General features: G+C 36.9%; 13 protein-coding genes and 3 pseudogenes. 1 reads left to right on the forward strand and 15 read right to left on the reverse strand.

The features are described from left to right. Window positions 1-36: 36 nt before the first annotated feature. The 4 genes and pseudogenes from QRE67_RS24890 to QRE67_RS28730 form a co-directional block, all read right to left on the reverse strand. A complete protein-coding gene (locus tag QRE67_RS24890) occupies window positions 37-1,857 on the reverse strand; it encodes an FkbM family methyltransferase (protein ID WP_286122824.1) in 1,821 nt (606 codons plus the stop codon). 329 nt (window positions 1,858-2,186) lie between these two features. After that, window positions 2,187-2,321, reverse strand: a complete 135-nt coding sequence (locus QRE67_RS24895; RefSeq protein WP_286125374.1) for an ABC transporter ATP-binding protein — start codon at window positions 2,319-2,321, stop codon at window positions 2,187-2,189. Window positions 2,322-2,551: 230 nt separating this feature from the next. After that, window positions 2,552-3,526, reverse strand: a pseudogene (locus QRE67_RS24900) (IS4 family transposase); the annotation flags it as partial. Window positions 3,527-3,586: 60 nt separating this feature from the next. Continuing rightward, window positions 3,587-3,802: pseudogene (locus tag QRE67_RS28730) on the reverse strand (IS3 family transposase); the annotation flags it as partial. A gap of 219 nt (window positions 3,803-4,021) precedes the next feature. Here QRE67_RS28730 and QRE67_RS24905 point away from each other — a divergent pair. Continuing rightward, a complete protein-coding gene (locus tag QRE67_RS24905; protein ID WP_286122825.1) occupies window positions 4,022-5,383 on the forward strand; it encodes a pectate lyase family protein in 1,362 nt (453 codons plus the stop codon). 207 nt (window positions 5,384-5,590) lie between these two features. On the opposite strand, the pseudogene QRE67_RS24910 reads toward QRE67_RS24905, so the two are convergent. The 11 genes and pseudogenes from QRE67_RS24910 to nuoN all read right to left on the reverse strand — a co-directional run. Beyond that, window positions 5,591-5,806, reverse strand: a pseudogene (locus QRE67_RS24910) (IS4 family transposase); the annotation flags it as partial. 213 nt (window positions 5,807-6,019) lie between these two features. Then, complete coding sequence (spoIIQ, locus tag QRE67_RS24915; protein ID WP_286122826.1) at window positions 6,020-7,015, reverse strand: stage II sporulation protein SpoIIQ; 996 nt, start codon at window positions 7,013-7,015, stop codon at window positions 6,020-6,022. Between the two features lie 162 nt (window positions 7,016-7,177). Further along, window positions 7,178-7,885: an ABC transporter permease gene (locus QRE67_RS24920; RefSeq protein WP_286122827.1), complete on the reverse strand. Its 708-nt coding sequence runs from the start codon at window positions 7,883-7,885 to the stop codon at window positions 7,178-7,180. 2 nt (window positions 7,886-7,887) lie between these two features. Then, window positions 7,888-8,730: an ABC transporter ATP-binding protein gene (locus QRE67_RS24925; RefSeq protein WP_286122828.1), complete on the reverse strand. Its 843-nt coding sequence runs from the start codon at window positions 8,728-8,730 to the stop codon at window positions 7,888-7,890. Window positions 8,731-9,027: 297 nt separating this feature from the next. Next, window positions 9,028-10,035, reverse strand: coding sequence for a LytTR family transcriptional regulator DNA-binding domain-containing protein (locus QRE67_RS24930; RefSeq protein WP_286122829.1), 1,008 nt, complete (start codon window positions 10,033-10,035; stop codon window positions 9,028-9,030). Between the two features lie 174 nt (window positions 10,036-10,209). Next, complete coding sequence (locus tag QRE67_RS24935; protein WP_286122830.1) at window positions 10,210-11,823, reverse strand: long-chain fatty acid--CoA ligase; 1,614 nt, start codon at window positions 11,821-11,823, stop codon at window positions 10,210-10,212. A 137-nt stretch (window positions 11,824-11,960) separates the two neighbouring features. Next, complete coding sequence (gene spoIID / locus QRE67_RS24940; RefSeq protein ID WP_286122831.1) at window positions 11,961-12,983, reverse strand: stage II sporulation protein D; 1,023 nt, start codon at window positions 12,981-12,983, stop codon at window positions 11,961-11,963. 248 nt (window positions 12,984-13,231) lie between these two features. Beyond that, the gene (gene murA, locus QRE67_RS24945) at window positions 13,232-14,536 is read right to left on the reverse strand and encodes a UDP-N-acetylglucosamine 1-carboxyvinyltransferase (protein ID WP_286122832.1); all 1,305 of its coding nucleotides are present in this window, start codon (window positions 14,534-14,536) and stop codon (window positions 13,232-13,234) included. A gap of 35 nt (window positions 14,537-14,571) precedes the next feature. Then, window positions 14,572-15,174: a YwmB family TATA-box binding protein gene (locus QRE67_RS24950; protein WP_483298720.1), complete on the reverse strand. Its 603-nt coding sequence runs from the start codon at window positions 15,172-15,174 to the stop codon at window positions 14,572-14,574. Between the two features lie 156 nt (window positions 15,175-15,330). After that, a complete protein-coding gene (locus QRE67_RS24955; RefSeq protein WP_286122834.1) occupies window positions 15,331-15,567 on the reverse strand; it encodes a DUF1146 family protein in 237 nt (78 codons plus the stop codon). A 277-nt stretch (window positions 15,568-15,844) separates the two neighbouring features. Beyond that, on the reverse strand, window positions 15,845-17,365 hold the full coding sequence (nuoN, locus tag QRE67_RS24960) for an NADH-quinone oxidoreductase subunit NuoN (RefSeq protein ID WP_286125375.1): 1,521 nt from the start codon (window positions 17,363-17,365) through the stop codon (window positions 15,845-15,847). Between the last annotated feature and the right edge of the window lie 4 nt (window positions 17,366-17,369).

Raw genomic sequence — 17,369 nt, forward strand, 5'->3', positions numbered from 1 at the left:
TTTTGACTTACATATAAAACACGAAAAGTATTCATGTTACTTTTTAGTCTCTTGTTCTTTGGAATCCTTATACCCTTTTAATAGCCCCCAGTATTTTAAGGTCAACTTTCCTAGTCTGGAATTTTTTAAGGCTGTATATTTTCCTTTAATTTTTTCATACTTTTGTTTATAATCCTTCAGATCCTTTAATAACACCCGATTCTCACTTTGAAGGTTGTTATAGTTTTGTACTAAATGCTCATGTTCTTTTTGCAGAGCTTCATAAGTAAAATTTATAACTTTTCGATCATACTCAATTTTCTGGGATGCTTTGAATAACTGCTCGTACTCCTTTTGAAGACTATTATAATTTATAGCGATAGCATCTCTTGCTTCTTGTAGATTCTGATAGTTATTGGATAACTCTTGATTTCTTTTTTCAAGCTTTCGACAGCTATCCATTAATTTTTCACGTTCTAATACAACTTCATTTTCTATTTTAGAAAGCAATTCCTCTTCTTTATTTAAAAGGCAAATATTATCAATGATTGCTTGTTGTAATTCTGCCTCTAGATTTATTTTCTCAACAGCTAATCTTTCATTTTCTTCCTTAGTAATATGTAGCTTCTTCTTTATCGTTACAAGTTTTTCCTCATCTAACCCAGATTTCTCTTCTACTTTTGCATAGTTACCTTCTAGAAGCTTAATCTTCTCCTCTTTTTCAGCTAGTAAAGAAAGATATTTATCGGCATGTCTATCCTCCTTTTGAATGAGCGCTTCTATTTTCTTTGTTAGTGAGTCTTCTATGTTTTTCAAATGATGAAATCGAATTTCAGTTTCTTTTTTATCCTTTTCCATTACATCTAATAAAAATGTACTTTTCGCCTTTAGCTCTGTAATTTCATTTAATAACTCGTTCTTCTCTTTTATATGCTGTTTATTTAATTTCTCTACTTTCAATTCTTTTTCATTTTCTTCTACTACTTTGAGTAGTTTTAGTTTTTCTTTTAAAGCTTCATTATCAGCATTTAATAACGCTAGTTTGTTTTCTAGGTTTCCATTAATCCCTTTTATTTGATTATAATTTTTTTCAACCTTACTTATCTCATTTTTCAACTTCTGCATTCCTTCTGTTACATTTCGATATTTAAAATTTAGTTCTTGAATTCTATTTGTGAAACGTCTTAAAGGTTTTGATTTAAATGTATTTGCTATATTTTCTAAGTCAGCATAATTTTTTGGTTTTATATACACATAATTATCTAAGTATCTATCTACCTGAATGTAATTCATACTACTTAACAATTCGTCTACCTTAGGATAATGCTCCGAAAATATTTCAACCCAAAGCACTGGACTAGCATTATTTAAATGATTCACCATTCCTTTAATAACCTCATATTCCAATCCCTCTACATCGACTTTTATTAAGTCTGGTTCTTCAAGATTGAGGTCGTCTAGTGAAACTACTTTAATCTCTCCATTTTTATTTAATTGTATATTAGACGCTCCTGTATTTTCTTGATTATAATTCAACGAAGCTTTTCCACTTTTTTCCCCAACTGCATAATTAAAAGTTTCCAAATTTTCTAATCCATTAACTTTAATATTATATTTTAATATTTCATATATTTTTTCAGCTGGCTCAAAGGCATAAACTTTTTTCGGATTAAAACACTTTGTAAAGTACACTGTGTGATTTCCTATATTTGCACCAATATCATATATTACTCCATTCTCAGGTATATAATCGCTAAAATACTCTAAAGCTTCCTTCTCATAATAATCTTTCGTACTACTAATAATTCTTCCGATGTAATCGTCAAAAACTCGAATAATGTTATCATCTTTAAGTGTTATATCTAACGTCTTTGTCATGTTCTCCTCCGTCAACAAGTAATAAGATATCTATTATAAATAAAAACAATTTTTCACTATCTTTAGCCCCCCTAAATCAAAATTAACTTTTAGAAATGATGATTTTTTACACACACTCATTTTTCTTTATTTATGTACGGATTAAATATAAATGGGCATAATAAAATTCTACATGAATTATACCACGGGAATAAATGGATAATCACATCCCCTAAACATAAAAAAATGCATTAGGATGTTTATTCCTAATGCTAACTTCTCATTTTATAATTTGAACGAAAAGGATTCTTACCATATGTTATACCTTATATAAAATGCACACTCAAACATTATTCCTCTCGATCTAATTTTTCCTCGCAAAGACTCTGGTGGGGAACTTCTTTCTTACTGGCGATATAATAATATAATAAGAATAAAATAACCAATAAAATAAGAGCAATCGAAAGGACAAATACGAACGACAGTGGAATCCCCTCCTTTTCCTTATATATATTCGAGAATTTCGTCCAATTTCCTTGTTATTACTATATTTTTACGTATACCAAATCACTAGCGTTGTGTAAATAATAATTGAAAATTCATTTTATTTATTTTTATCGTTCAGAACCAAAAAAGGAAACACTTCAATAAAGGTGACTTTATCCATTTGGTTTTTATTTACAGTTAAACTTGAGTGACGTCGACCTTTTGCTTGTTATGGTACAACTTCCCCTTCAATTTTCCGGATCCAGATATGTGCGGATTTCCAAAGCGTAACCTTTAAGTACCGGCTGATTTGCAGGATTTTACGTTTACTCTCCGTTTGGATCTGTATGAGTACATACAGGCAGTAGACGATGAGTGCAATGAATACTTGATTTTGAATCGCCCATTCGCTTTGACCATAGAACTTTTTGATGTGCAAATGTTGTTTTATCCATTTGAAAAACAGTTCAATCGCCCAGCGCGATTTATACATATCCGAAATTTTTTCAGGCTCTAAATCAAAGCGGTTGGTAAGTAAATGAAGCATATTCCCTTTTGAATCTACGACTTTTAGTAAGCGAAAAAAGTTTTCTGCGCGATTTTGCGTCGTTCCAATGAGTACCATTTGATCCGATAAAACAGAGGAATCTTCGGGTGTTTTAAAGTCATAAATTTCTCGTACGACCACATTTTTACGTAGCCTAGAAAGGAAAAAATAGCCCTCATCTGTCATACGATCAAATCGTTCATAATCCAAATAACCACGATCAAAAACGTACATGCAAGCTTTGTCGTCTACCATAAATTCGGGCTGACCACGGTCATGTTCCTTCGCATTTGTAAGTATAGCTTTTTCTGGATAGGATACGCCTTTTCCTATGAACACTAGGCGTAAATGCAGTTTCACACCGGCTTTCGTTTTACGGAATTCTGCCCACTTATGATTCGTTAGATTGAGCGGTAAAGTGCTCGAATCAATAATTTTTAGAGGCATGACGATTTTTGAGTAGTTCGTTTTTTGATGAATTTGAACGACTAAATCAAGAAATAACTGTTGGAATACATCCGGATTCATTCCGTTTAATCGGCGTGATAGCTGTGAAACACTGATGGAATCTAAGTTTACTTCATCTTGAAGTTGATCATCAAATAAACAATCTCTCAGTGCATGCAGGCTTTCCGTTTCGTGTAGTTGCGCAAAAAGCCCTAGTTATCTAGCCTTAGTCTTTGAACTGGACCACTAATGTGAGACAGGAATAAACACCTATGCTACCTGTCCCCTATACTCAATCGGGGACAGGTAGTTTAATTTTTTAAACGGTCGTATGTGATTATAATAATGCATGAAATGATTCACTTTTTCTTCGGCTAAATTCTGAAAAGCATAAGAAGTATAGACGGATCCCTGATCGCTATGGAGGATAACTCCTTTTGCCTCTCGCTTCTCACAGACAGCTTGTAATGTCTCTAACACAAGGGATACAAGAGAGTTTTAACCCACTATTTAAATTTTAATGTAACTTTAGTTTATAAAAAATATGATAAAATCGTATCTATTAAGTTTATAGTCATTATGTTGTGAGCATTATGCAAAATTGAACACTTATTTAGTGAAAGTGTTCAATTCTATTCAGCGGCCACAGTTATACTAATTAACAAAAAAATGATAGCATCAAGAGCTTTTATAAGGAGAGAGAACATGAGAAACCTTTATAAAAAGAAGTGGATATACCTAGTTCTATGTATTTTTTTCAGTGTATTTTTTTTCAATACCTTAAACCATTTGCGAAACTCCTCTAATTCAAAAACTTTTTATTATACACCTATTACGCCTGAGCAATTTGGAGCAACTGGACTTGGTAAAGAATTCGATACACAAGCTTTACAAAAAGCCATTAACAGTGGTTCACACCTTATTTTAAAAAGTGGTGCTACTTATCTCATTGATAAACCTCTTATTATCAATCATTCGATTAAAATTGAAACAAGTAAAAAGAACGGAAAACCAGCTATAATTTTACAAAAAAATAAAGATAGTGCACTTATTTTTAAAAATGACCCCGTAAAATCAACTTATGTAAAACAAACAATTACCCCTAATCAATCTTATGTTGTATTAGAAAGTACAGAAGGAATGAAAATCGGTGATCTACTACATTTAAAGTCTGATAAATTATGGTATTGGGATAATCGGCGTTATTTGACTAAAGGTGAATTACATAAAATCACAAAAATCCAGGGAAATAAAGTGTATCTTGAAAGTCCAACAAGTGAATATTATAAAATACAAGAAGGGGAAAAAGTTACAGCCACCACATATCCTGAACAAAATCTAGAGTTATATAACATTTCATTCAAGCACCCAAAACCTCAAGATACAACAATGCTAAAAATAAATTATGCGAGCAACGCCAGAATAGAAGGTATTTCTGTAATAAATTCTAAAATAACAGGTATTCTCCTAAACAAAACATTTCATACATATGTTTCAAATAGCTATGTAGAACTAGGTACAACAAAAGAAATACCAACTGGCTATGGTATACAAGATTACGGGGGAATCGGAAACGTCATTACAACTAGCACCTTTAAAAAAGTGAGGCGTGGGGTAGATTTTTCCGGAGATACACCATCTCGTTATGGAACAGTTTCCTATTCAAAAGCCTTTGGATATAAAAAAGGCACATTGGCAGTAGGAAATAGTGGGTTTGGTACACACTCCACCGCTGAACATATTCTCTTTGAAAATAATTATATTGAAAATTTCAATCATGCTTTTATTACACGAGGAAATCATATTTCAATCAGAAATAACATATTAAAGGGTTTTAGTCAAAGTTTTGTAGCTACTTCATACGGTGATAACGTGAAAATATGGGATAATATGTATGAAAGTAAAAATGGGAGCAAGTTAGATTATTTCGCAATCATTCATAGGCAATACCACGGAGCATTTACTGCAACAGAAAATACTATCAATGGTCTGACCGGTCCATTCATTAAAAAGAGTTCAACAAATCTTCGTTATATACACGTTAACTCTAATCAGACTATACCTTAAAATAAAAAGGAGTTTATCAAAACAAACTCCTTTTTAAAAAATTATTTATAATAATTTTAACACTAGCGTTTTGTAAATAATGATTGAAAATTCATTTTATTTATTTTTATTGTCCAGAACCAAAAAAGGAAACACTTCAATAAAGGTGACCTTATCCATTTGGTTTTTATTTACAGTTAGACTTGAGTGACGTCGACCTTTTGCTTGTTATGGTACAACTTTCCCTTCAATTTTCCGGATCCAGATATGTGCGGATTTCCAAAGCGTAGCCTTTAAGTATCGGCTAATTTGCAGGATTTTACGTTTACTCTCCGTTTGGATCTGTACGAGTACATACAGGCAGTAGATGATGAGTGCAATGAATACTTGATTTTGAATCGCCCATTCGCTTTGACCATAGAATTTTTTGATGTGCAAATCTTGTCCATGTGTTTGGTCCTTTTTAGTGGATTTGGACAGGGTACCACCTGGCTTTATCCATTATAAAGGACTTTTTCTATGCATAAAACAATATTATTGAAGATTTTGAACGTTTTTGAAATGCAAGCTATTTTAATGCAACGCTAGTGATACCAAATTATTTTTATATAATAATAAAAAAATCAATTCCCTTAGAGGGAATTGATTTTTTTCGTTTTATTCTTGTGTAGAGGAAGAATCACTAGATGGTTCTGTTGAGCTGTTTGTTGATTTTTCTTCTTTTTGTTTGTCTTCAGCTGAGCCATTTGTTGATTTTTCTTCTTTTTGTTTGTCTTCAGCTGAGCCGTTTGTTGATTTTTCTTCTTTTTGCTTGTCTTCAGCTGAGCCATTTGTTGATTTTTCTTCTTTTTGCTTGTCTTCAGCTGAGCCGTTTGTTGATTTTTCTTCTTTTTGCTTGTCTTCAGCTGAGCCATTTGTTGATTGCTCTTCTGTTGCTTTTTCATTACCAGAGCCGTTTGTTGATTTTGCTGCGCCTGCTTCCGCTTTTACCTCTGCAACAGACTTATTCAGGTAACGCTCTGGATTTACAGCTACGTTATCTTTACGTACTTCAAAATGGACGTAAGATCCTGCTTCTTTGTTCATTGCGCTTAGACCGGATTTTCCTAGTACTTCACCTTGTGCAATTTGCGCACCTTTTTCTACTTTCACACTGCCTAAGCTTTGATAAAACGTCGTAATACCATTTCCATTATCGACTGTTACCACATAACCAAGAAGCGCATCTTTTTCCGCTTTCGTTACCGTACCGCTTAAAGCTGCTGTAACATCAAATTCTTTTCCATTTTTCGCAGCAATATCGATTCCTCGATTTACAGAGTATGTGTTGTTATAAAAGACAAGTGCTTCTTCTTGTTCCTCTGCCGCTACTCCATCTTCATAAAACTTCTTCTTCACAACAACTTCTGTGCCCTTTGCAACAGGCATTTTCACAACTTCTGAAGATTTTGTTACGGGTACTGCAGGATTTTCACCTTGACTATACGGCGTTGCTTGCTCTTTATTAGGCGTTTTCTTCGGATTAGTCGCCTGGAACCATAGAGCAACCGACAAAATTACCGCTGCACACGCAATGTATAATGCCGGAAATACCCACCGTTTTTGAAATAAATGAACTACCTTTCGAGACTTTTTATTATCCCTTCCTCGCATTCTATCATCACCTCAGCAATCATTTTGAACAAAATCACCCCATCCTATACAACTTATAACTAATTATCTTTCGACAAAGTTTGTAAAAATATGTATAGGAATTACAAAATTTCCGAGGAAATGATAAAATAATCAAAAAACTGAGCTCATTGGCTCAGTTTTTTAGTCTAGTTGTTTCTTTTTGTAGATGAAGAGGCTAATAATAAGAGCTGCAACTAACCAAATTGTTACGTTTAATACGTTGTTCGAGATTGCGCTGAAGCCTTCTCCTTTCATAATACTGCTGATTGCTTCGCTAATATTTTTAGTCGGTAAATATTGGAATGCTGTTTTTATACTTTCATTTTTCACAAGCATCTCCAACAGGTCAGCAAGGAAAAAGAAGAATAGTATTGGCATCCCAATAATTGAAGTTTGCGGTACATTTTGAGCAAGCAGTCCGATACATGTTCCAATTAGAGTAAATAAGATTGTTCCAAATACAAAGATCAATAATAAAAGCGCAATGTTTCCTTCCAGTTTGTCTAAAATAAATAAATTTATAAAACATACCGCTACAGTCATGATTCCTGTTAATGCACTTTTTCCAATTAACACTTCAAAGGCCGACGCTGGTGACAACATAAGGACGCGAAGCGTATGTTTTTCCTTTTCTTCTGCAATCATCATCGCTTGCACAAATCCACCAATAAAAACCAATGACATAATTGTCGTTAAGCTTACTGCCCCTCCTTGCATCTGACCCATTCGACTATAAAGAAAAGCCATGAAAATAGGTAATACTAGCATCATTAAAACTTGTGAATTGGACTTGAAATCCTGTACTTCTTTCCGAAGAATTGCTGAAAATCGTCTCATTGAAAATGTCATAATTATAATCCCCTCCCAGTTACTTCGATAAAGATATCTCCTAATGTTGGCTCATAAGAATGAATCGATAGCAGTTCGCCGTTTTTCATCCACTCAGAAATACGTTTTGCCCCTAGCTCATCTTTTTGCACTGTTTCTTTTTTCTTATCTTTTAAAACAACTTCAATTTTATCTTTCGCATACTTGAGTCGTAAGTTTTCTGGTGTATCAAGCGCGACAATTTCCCCGCCGCATAAGAAGGCAATGCGATCACAGAGCGTTTCTGCTTCATCCATATTGTGTGTTGTTAAGAAAATCGTTGTCCCTTCTGCATTTAAGTCCCTTAATATTTTATGAATGTTTTGGACGTTCACTGGATCAAGTGCAGACGTTGGTTCATCTAAGAACAGCATATCTGGTTTATGCAAAATTGCTCGTGCTAGCGTAACACGCTGCTTCATCCCTTTTGATAATTTTTTAACAGGTGTTTTTTTATCTTCTAATAAGTTCACTTGCGCTAGCACTTCATCAATCCGTTCTTTTTTACAGTCGTATAAATCGCAAAATAATAGTAAGTTATCATAAATACTGAGTCTTTCATATAAGCCACTGTTATCTGTTAAAATACCGATTCGTTTATAATCGATGCTACTTGGTCCTGTAATATCTTTCCCTAGCACTCTCACTCTTCCTACACTATGAAGTAATTGGGAAGTTAATATTTTCACTGTTGTTGTTTTGCCCGATCCACTCGGTCCAAGAAATCCAAAGATTTCGCCTTGCTTCACTTCAATATTCACATTTCGAAGTGCTGTTTTTTCCTTGAAGGTTTTCATTACATCCTTCATTTCAATTGCCAATGTCATTTCGCCATCCCCTTTGTTTTTTCTTTTATAAGTTACATTTCGCTTCAGCAACTTGCTTAGCCGCTTTCGCTTTTTGTTTGCGCTGTTCTTGACTCAATCATATGAGGAACAAAGGGGCTGCGCAGTAAAATGCCGGTAAAAGGAGTATTTTTACCGGTGAATGGCGTATAACTTTATCTCATTGGAACAGCTTATAAGACCATTGGAGCAATATTACCCTTGAATGAGGCAATATATGAACCATTCCATACAAAAGGGGAATTGTCTTTCTCTCATCATGGTAAATGCAACATACATTTATAGGCCGATGACAGCTTTCAATTCATCCATCCTTCCTTTGGAAAGGGGAATGGAACTTTTTCGTTCATCATCTAAAATTAAACTAAAACTGTTCCGTGTCCAGGTGATGACTTCGCGTACACGCTGTAAATTCACGAGGTAAGAGCGATGACAGCGGAAGAAGCCAAATCCTTTTAAACGTTCTTCTAATTCACTTAATGTGAGTGTACACATGAAGTCCCCATCACGAACATGAATGTGCGATGTTCCATTTTGACTTTCAATGAAATGAATCTCTGTCGGATCAATTAAAATGATTTTATCGTTCACTTTAGCTGGAATTCGCTCTAGCTTCATTTGCGGGATCATTTGAACAACTTTTTCTGCATCTACTTCTTCGTTTTCTTCTTGCTCAATTTCAACTTTTTTAACACCATCTTGATGGAGTACATACACATCTTCTGTTAAAGAAAGTGCGTCAGATAAAAACGCTGATGTAATAAAGATTGCTTTTCCTTGCTCTTTTAACTTCATAATCGCCTTTCGAATCATAATCGTGCTCTCTATATCGACATTTTGTTCAGGCTCTTCAAAAATAATCAGATCTGGGTTATGAATCATTACACGGCCAATATGCAAACGTCGTTTTTCAGAAAATGTCAGCTTTTCGATTTTGATATTTAGCTTATCGACTAGTCCCACGTACTGAACAACCTCTTCGACGGATACATTCGATTCGTATAAACCTGATAAAAAGGCGAAATATTCTTTCACTTTCAATCGGTCATATGCTTCATCTTTCAAAAAACAAAAGCCAATGCGCGAATAGACTTGTTTTCGAAGCGGCTCTCCATCAAACAAGACGCTCCCTGTAGATGCCTCCTCTGCCCCAATAATAAGGCTATGTAAAACCTTTGCAGTATGATTGTTACATTGCAGCACAACACATTGTCCCTTTTCAATTTTGAGCTGAGTCGTTGGCAACTGATTTGTCTTCCCCAATTGTTTTAGCTCGAATAACGCCATTCTTTCTCCTCCAGATTGCTTTTTTATCATATTATACCAAATACAAGATAGAAAATTATTACATTTATTACAAAAATAAAAAGGAACTAATGTAGCATTAGCTCCTTTTCTGTCTACCTATCATTTATAATTCAATCACCAATATAAGAACGGCGCAATCCAACTTCTTCATTATCACGATTTCACCATATAACTCTTCAATTGATCACGCAGTGCCCGTTTCAAAAATTTACCGACGGATGTTTTTGGGATTTCATCGACAAATAAAATATCATCTGGCATCCACCATTTTGGAAATTGATCTTCTAATAATGCATAAAGCTCTTCTTGAAGGGCTGCTTGTCCTTCTTTCAGAACAACGCAGGCAACCGGACGCTCTTGCCATTTTTCATGTGGAACAGCAACAACCGATGCCTCTAATACTTTATCATGTGCCATTAAGGCGTTTTCTAAATCAACGGAAGAAATCCATTCACCGCCGCTTTTAATTAAGTCTTTCGTCCGGTCGGCAATTTTAATGAACCCTTCTGAATCAACTGTTACAATGTCTCCTGTATACAACCAACCATCTTTCATCGCTTCTTCCGTGCGCTCATCGTTATAATAGCTACCAGCAATCCATGGTCCACGCAGACAAAGCTCGCCCATTTCTTCGCCGTCCCACTTAATTTCGCCCTCTTGACCGATGACTTTCATTTCAAGACCTGGGAATAAGTAACCTTGGCGGGAACGCAAATCATAATATTCTTCTTTTGGCAGGTCACGTTGATATGACTTCGGACAGTTAATGACAACAGCTGGGCTCGTTTCTGTCATCCCGTAAATTTGGCGGAAAGCAATCTCGTATTTCTCTTCATATGTGCGAATCATACCTTTTGGCGCTGCTGATCCACCTGACCAGATGGTGCGGACACTACTAATATCGTAGGAATGCTTTTCGAGCTCTTGCAGTAAGCCAATCCAAATTGTCGGCACGCCGGCAGTAATGGTTACCTTTTCCTGTTCAATAAGCCCGGCTAAAATTTCCGAATTAAAATGTGGCCCTGGTAGTACGAGCTTTGTACCAAACCATGTACCCGCAAACGGCAGTCCCCATGCATTCACATGAAACATAGGAACGACTGGCATACAAGTGTCTCCTTCTGATATGTTACCGCCGTCCACAAGTCCTAACGTGTAGCTATGAAGCGCAATACTGCGGTGCGTATAAACGACACCCTTTGGCTTTCCTGTCGTTGCAGAAGTGTAGCACATGCCCGCAGGTGCTTTTTCATCTAAGTCTTTTATAAATGGAAATGTTTCGTCGCCGTCTTCGAGTAGTGTATCGTAATGATAGGCTGGTGATAATGTTGTGTGAGGTAGTGTAGCATCGTCTGTCATAATGATAAATGCTTTAACGTGAGGAATCTCGTGTTGAATGCTTTCAAGTATTGGAACCATATCTTCGTCAACAAGAATGATTTTGTCTTCAGCGTGGTTAATGATGTACGAAATATGTTCTGCTGAAAGTCGTAAGTTAATTGTATGTAAAACAGCTCCGATTCCCGGAATCGCAAAGTATGCTTCTAAATGGCGGTGATGGTTCCAAGCGATTGTGCCAACTTTGTCACCAGTCTCAATCCCCATTTTACTTAGCCTACTAGCAAGCCGCCTTGTCCGCTTTGCAATCTCTCCGTATGTTAATGTTTGAATACGCGATGCAGTGCGTGAGACAACTTCCTTCTTTGAAAAATACTTCTCCGCTCGTTCCATCATTGTCGGAATGAGAAGTGGTACATCCATCATCATATTGCATTCCCCCTGTATTATTCTTATATATACACATACACCTGTATTATAACACAACAAAACGAGACAAAAGCCAACAACATTTCTTTTGTTTTCTACAAAACATGACAAAAAGCATGACGCCACAGCGCCATGCCTTATTTCCTTGCCATTAACTTTCCCTCATACTCATTCATCGTCTTAATTGCTACACCTTTATAATAATGAGCAACAATGTCTGTATAACCTTTTCCTTCTTTCGCCATACCATTGGCACCAAATTGGCTCATGCCCACGCCATGACCGTATCCCTTCGTTGTTACGATAATGTTGCTTCCTTGTTGTTTCCACGTAAAGTCAGAGGAGCGTAGTCCGAGCTTTTCACGGACTTCTTTTCCTGTTAATACTTTCCCTTGAAACTCAACTTCTTTGACGCGTTTTCCTTCTGTACGGCCTTTAATGGCACCAACCTTTCCATTTCCTAGTGTTTTCACACCAAGGCGCTTTTGAAAGTCAGCTACGGTAAAGGTTTGTTCACTCGTAAATTTCGGAGCAGCTTGATCCCACGGACTGTCTACACTTTTCAAATACGGATAGTCGTTGCCCCAGTAGTCGGCAGCATTCTCTGTATAGCCGTTACTCGTTGAGAAGAAGGATGCTGTGATTGGATTTCCTTCATACGTTAAAACTTGTCCGGCTGTTTTGGAGACCGCTTCTTCAATCCGTTTCATGTTGCTTTCGTATCTCTTGCCCCATTGCTCTTTGAGCTCCGCTTTGCTTTTGTACACTTGGTTCGCGACCGTATCCGTTACATCCGCTTTGTTTTCCTGTTTACTTCCGCTGAGCATGTGCTTCACAACGAATGTCCGCGCTGTTAATGCCTGTGCCTTTAATGCCTCCATTTCGAAGTTTGCCCCCATTTCAGCAGCTACTACACCTGCGACGTAATCTTCCATGGGCACTGTTTCTACCTTCTTTTGCCCGCTGCGATACACATCAACTTGCACAGCGGTGTTTGTCTTGGCAGGAGCTGGCTGTTTTTGCACGGCTGGAGGATTCGCAGCTACTTTCGATTCGTTTTCTTTCCCTTTCGTAAACGGAATCACAAGCATGCTCGGTACGATAATGACTAACGCTACTAAGAGCGCAACTGTAACAAAAAGTGGCTTTGAAATGTTCATCTTTTTCCCCCGCTATGAAATTAGATTCATTTCATTCTTATGGAAAGAAACAAACTTTTAGAACAGAGTACGAGGAACTTCTCGAAAAAGCCACTAGAAAATTGGGACCTATCAAGGTATAACTTTAAAGGAAAGAATTTTCTAACTATTTTCAGGTGAACATGCATAAATAAGAAAGTTATTGACTATAACAGTAATAGCCCAAAAAAAATAGCCTCTATGTCAGAAAGACATAGAGACTATTCCCCTTAAGCGCGAAGATCAGATACTTTTTGTTCTGTCACTTCTTCTACTTGTTCGTTTACACGTTCAATATTTGCACCTAATGCCGCTAACTTACCATGGAAGTTTACATATCCACGATCAAGATGTTTTAATTCTGTTACACGAGTGTAACCATCTGATACTAAACCAGCTAAAATTAATGCAGCTGCAGCACGTAAATCTGTTGCTGCTACTTCTGCACCTTGTAAGTTGCCTGGTCCATTCATAATAACAGAGCGACCTTCGATTTTGATATCTGCATTCATACGGCGGAATTCTTCAACATGCATAAAACGGTTTTCAAATACCGTTTCTGTAATCATGCTTGTGCCGTCAGCTTTTAATAACAATGCCATCATTTGTGATTGCATATCTGTTGGGAAACCTGGGTGCGGCATTGTTTTAATGTCAACCGCTTTTAGTTTATCTGGACCGATAACGCGTACGCCCTCGTGTTCCTCGATAACTTTAATACCCATTTCTTCCATTTTCGCTGTAATAGAACGTAAATGTTCTGGTACAGCATTTTCAATTAAGATGTCTCCACCTGTAATTGCAGCTGCAACCATAAACGTTCCTGCTTCTACGCGATCAGGAATAATAGAATGATTTGCACCATATAATTTCTCAACGCCCTCAATACGAATCGTGCCAGTTCCAGCTCCGCGTACTTTTGCTCCCATTGCATTTAAGAAATTCGCTAAGTCTACGATTTCTGGTTCTTTCGCTACGTTTTCAATTACTGTTGTCCCTTTTGCTAATACAGCTGCAGACATAATATTTTCTGTTGCCCCTACACTCGGGAAGTCTAAGTAAATTTTTGCGCCTTGTAATTGACCGTCTACATATGCTTCAACAAATCCGTTACCAACTTTTACTTTTGCTCCCATTGCTTCGAAGCCTTTTAAATGTTGGTCAATTGGACGTGAACCAATTGCACAGCCACCAGGAAGTGCAATACGAGCACGACCATTACGTGCTAATAGTGGTCCCATTACAAGAACAGATGCACGCATTTTACGTACATACTCAAATGGAGCTTCAATGTTTAAATCCTTTGAAGCATCAATTGTAACTTGATTGTTTTCAAATACGACTTCAGCATTTAAATGACGTAACACCTCGTTAATTGTGTATACATCAGATAAAACCGGTACTTCAGATAGTACATTCTTTCCGTCACTCGCTAATAGGGCTGCAGCGATTATAGGTAATACAGCATTTTTTGCGCCCTCTACACGCACTGTGCCGTTCAACCGCTTTCCGCCACGGACGATGATCTTTTCCAAATTATTCCCCTCCGTGTCCTTTATTCAATATCTATTCAATACTCAGAAGTTATGATCGGTGTGCCAACCACAATTATATCTTTGTTGTCTATAGAACGTATTGCTATTTGCACATTGATTTTCTCTCTATTTGTTGAAAGAGCGTCATTCCACTTTTTATTGTATGCGGAGACTGACACAAATGCTCTTTCTTCTATCTCTTCGATCGCTCTTGCTGAAAGATCTTTCAAAACCTCATTGGTTTTATTTTGCAAAACACCTTCAATCTTATCATCCAGTACACCTTGAACACAAGTATAAATTGTAGGTTTTGTACTAAAAATTTTATCCATTTTTCGAACGATTTCAGAGTCCCATTTTGACCCACTTATTTCAAAAATAATGAAAGTGTTTTCTTTAGTATTTTCCTTTGTCCACGTTACTACTATTCGTTCTTCATAGGAAGAAAATTTTTTGTATGAGGTTGCTTTATATCCATCGTGGGATTCTTCTAATTCCCAATTTTGAATATTCGCATTTTCTTTCACTTCATTTAGCAGATTTTGAAACGTATGTATGTTAGAAATGGTTTTTGTTTCTCGTGCTAGCCATGACCACCGCTCCATTTGTGCTCCATTTTTTTCAAGAGCTGCAATCATACTCTCCATCTTCTCTTCGTCACTTATGGGCTTTATCTCTTTATATCCCACTAAGAATACGACAATACTTACGATAACAATAAGAATGACTTGTAACTTTCTCACGTTCATCCCCTCCTATCCCCATTGTTAACGGAGATATGAGGTTCTATACGCTTACTTTACTAAATACGTTAAACTCTTTGAATACCCTAAATAATCAAGGAAAAAGTTGCTGACAGATGTCCCGATTGCAATCGTAACAAGAATGAGTAGGATCCTTGTTTGCAGTACTTTTCCCGCTTTCATCAGGCGTTCGATATGGAGGCCTTGCAATGCCCACCACGTAATGGTAATAAACAGTAAATGCGACACAATCGCAATCAGTGCTTGTTGCCCTAAAAGATGCGCCAAAAAAATCGCCCCCTTTTGTTTAGCCTACCACTCAGAATACAAAAACCTCATGAATGGAAGCTTCACTTTATCCGGCCCTAATAGGCAGTATGATCCCCACCTTAAAATTTACAAAAAGTAAAGAAGTTAGGTGGTGAATAACTACCTATAGGAGTCCGGTTGGCAAGAGTTCACCATTAGCGGAGAGATAACATCTCTCCGCTAATGGAAGTTTTACCTTTTCCCATTGCACCAAAATAAAAAGCGTAGAGTTAATCTCTACACTTTTTTATTTTCACTATTGTACCACGTTCCCAGTAAAGAAGAAATCTTTCATTAATGGAAAATATTCATAAAAGAAATTGTAGCCGATTGCTGGTAAAATTCCTAACACCAAAGTTGCAATCGCACAAAAACTAATAACGACTTTCAAGTTGAATGTAAGATTCACTTGTTCTTCCGTATTTCCCTTTCGAAAGAACATTTGCTGCAAAATGCGGAAGTAATATACAAATGAGATAACCGTTGTTCCCATCATGACTGATGCTAATACATAATGTGCCGGCTCTACGAAAAATGCACCTAAGAAAATATTCACCTTTCCGATGAAACCAGCTGTTCCTGGAATCCCCGCCAAAGATAAAATAAAGATGGTCATCATAACGGCGGCAAACGGAGATCGTTTGTACAAACCCGAGAAAATTTCCAAATTTTCTTTTCCACTTTGTAAGATTAATCCGTGAATAACAGCAAAAGCTCCGATGTTCATCAGAAGATAAGCCAACATATAAAACCACATGCTGTCCATCATAAACGGTGATAGTGCTACAAAGGGAACAAGCAAGTAACCAGCATGTGCCACGCCAGAATAGGCAAGCAGACGCTTTACGTTGTGCTGCCTTAGCGCCGCCGTATTACCAATTATCATTGTAATTCCGGCCAGGACTGCGATATAAATGTTCATATTACCAAGCAGTGATTGTGTACTACTATTAACAGGTATGCCGGCAAAAACCATGAGGAACAGCCGGACAATCATAATAAAACCAGCGATTTTGGAGATTGACCCTAGAAATGCGGTGACAGGCGTCCCCGCTCCTTCATATACATCTGGTGCCCACATATGAAACGGTACTGTCGCAATTTTAAAAGACAAACCAACGAACAGAAGCAAGAAGGCCAATGCTAACAGAAGCTGTATGTTTCCATCCACGCCTTGCATAAACAGGCGCTGCATATCCATTATATTTGTCGATCCCGTCATACCGTATAAATAGCTCATTCCAAACAGCGTAATTGCCGTAGAGATTCCGCCGTTAATGACATATTTCATCGCCGCCTCATTGGCAGCACGATTTCCCTTTTGTATACCTACTAAAATGTACGAAGACAACGATAGCAATTCCAAGCCGATAAAGAGTGTAATAAAATCTACGCTAGACGCCATAAACAGCGCCCCGAGAAGAGCTGTTAAAAACAAATAATAGTACTCTCCTTTATCTTGAATTGGCCACCTTTTATCATCGCTCATCGCCATACATAAGACGAGAATTGCTCCAAGTAGTAATAATGTTTTAAAACCTTTTGAAAATCCATCTAGTACGAATGAGCCGTTTAAAATGTCTCCAGCTGGCTCACTATACAGTGAAATTAAAGCTACAAGTGATAATATGATTGCACCAATCGCTCCAATCGCTAAGTAGCGACGATCAAAGCTAGGTTTTAAAAATAAATCAAACAGTGAGAGAAGGATGGCAGCTCCGAAAAGGATAAATTCCGGCGTCATTAAATGCCACGATAAGCTAAGTAGTGTATTCATATCC

The sequence above is a fragment of the Bacillus sp. DX3.1 genome, assembly GCF_030292155.1.
In the GTDB taxonomy this organism is placed as follows: Bacteria; Bacillota; Bacilli; order Bacillales; family Bacillaceae_G; genus Bacillus_A.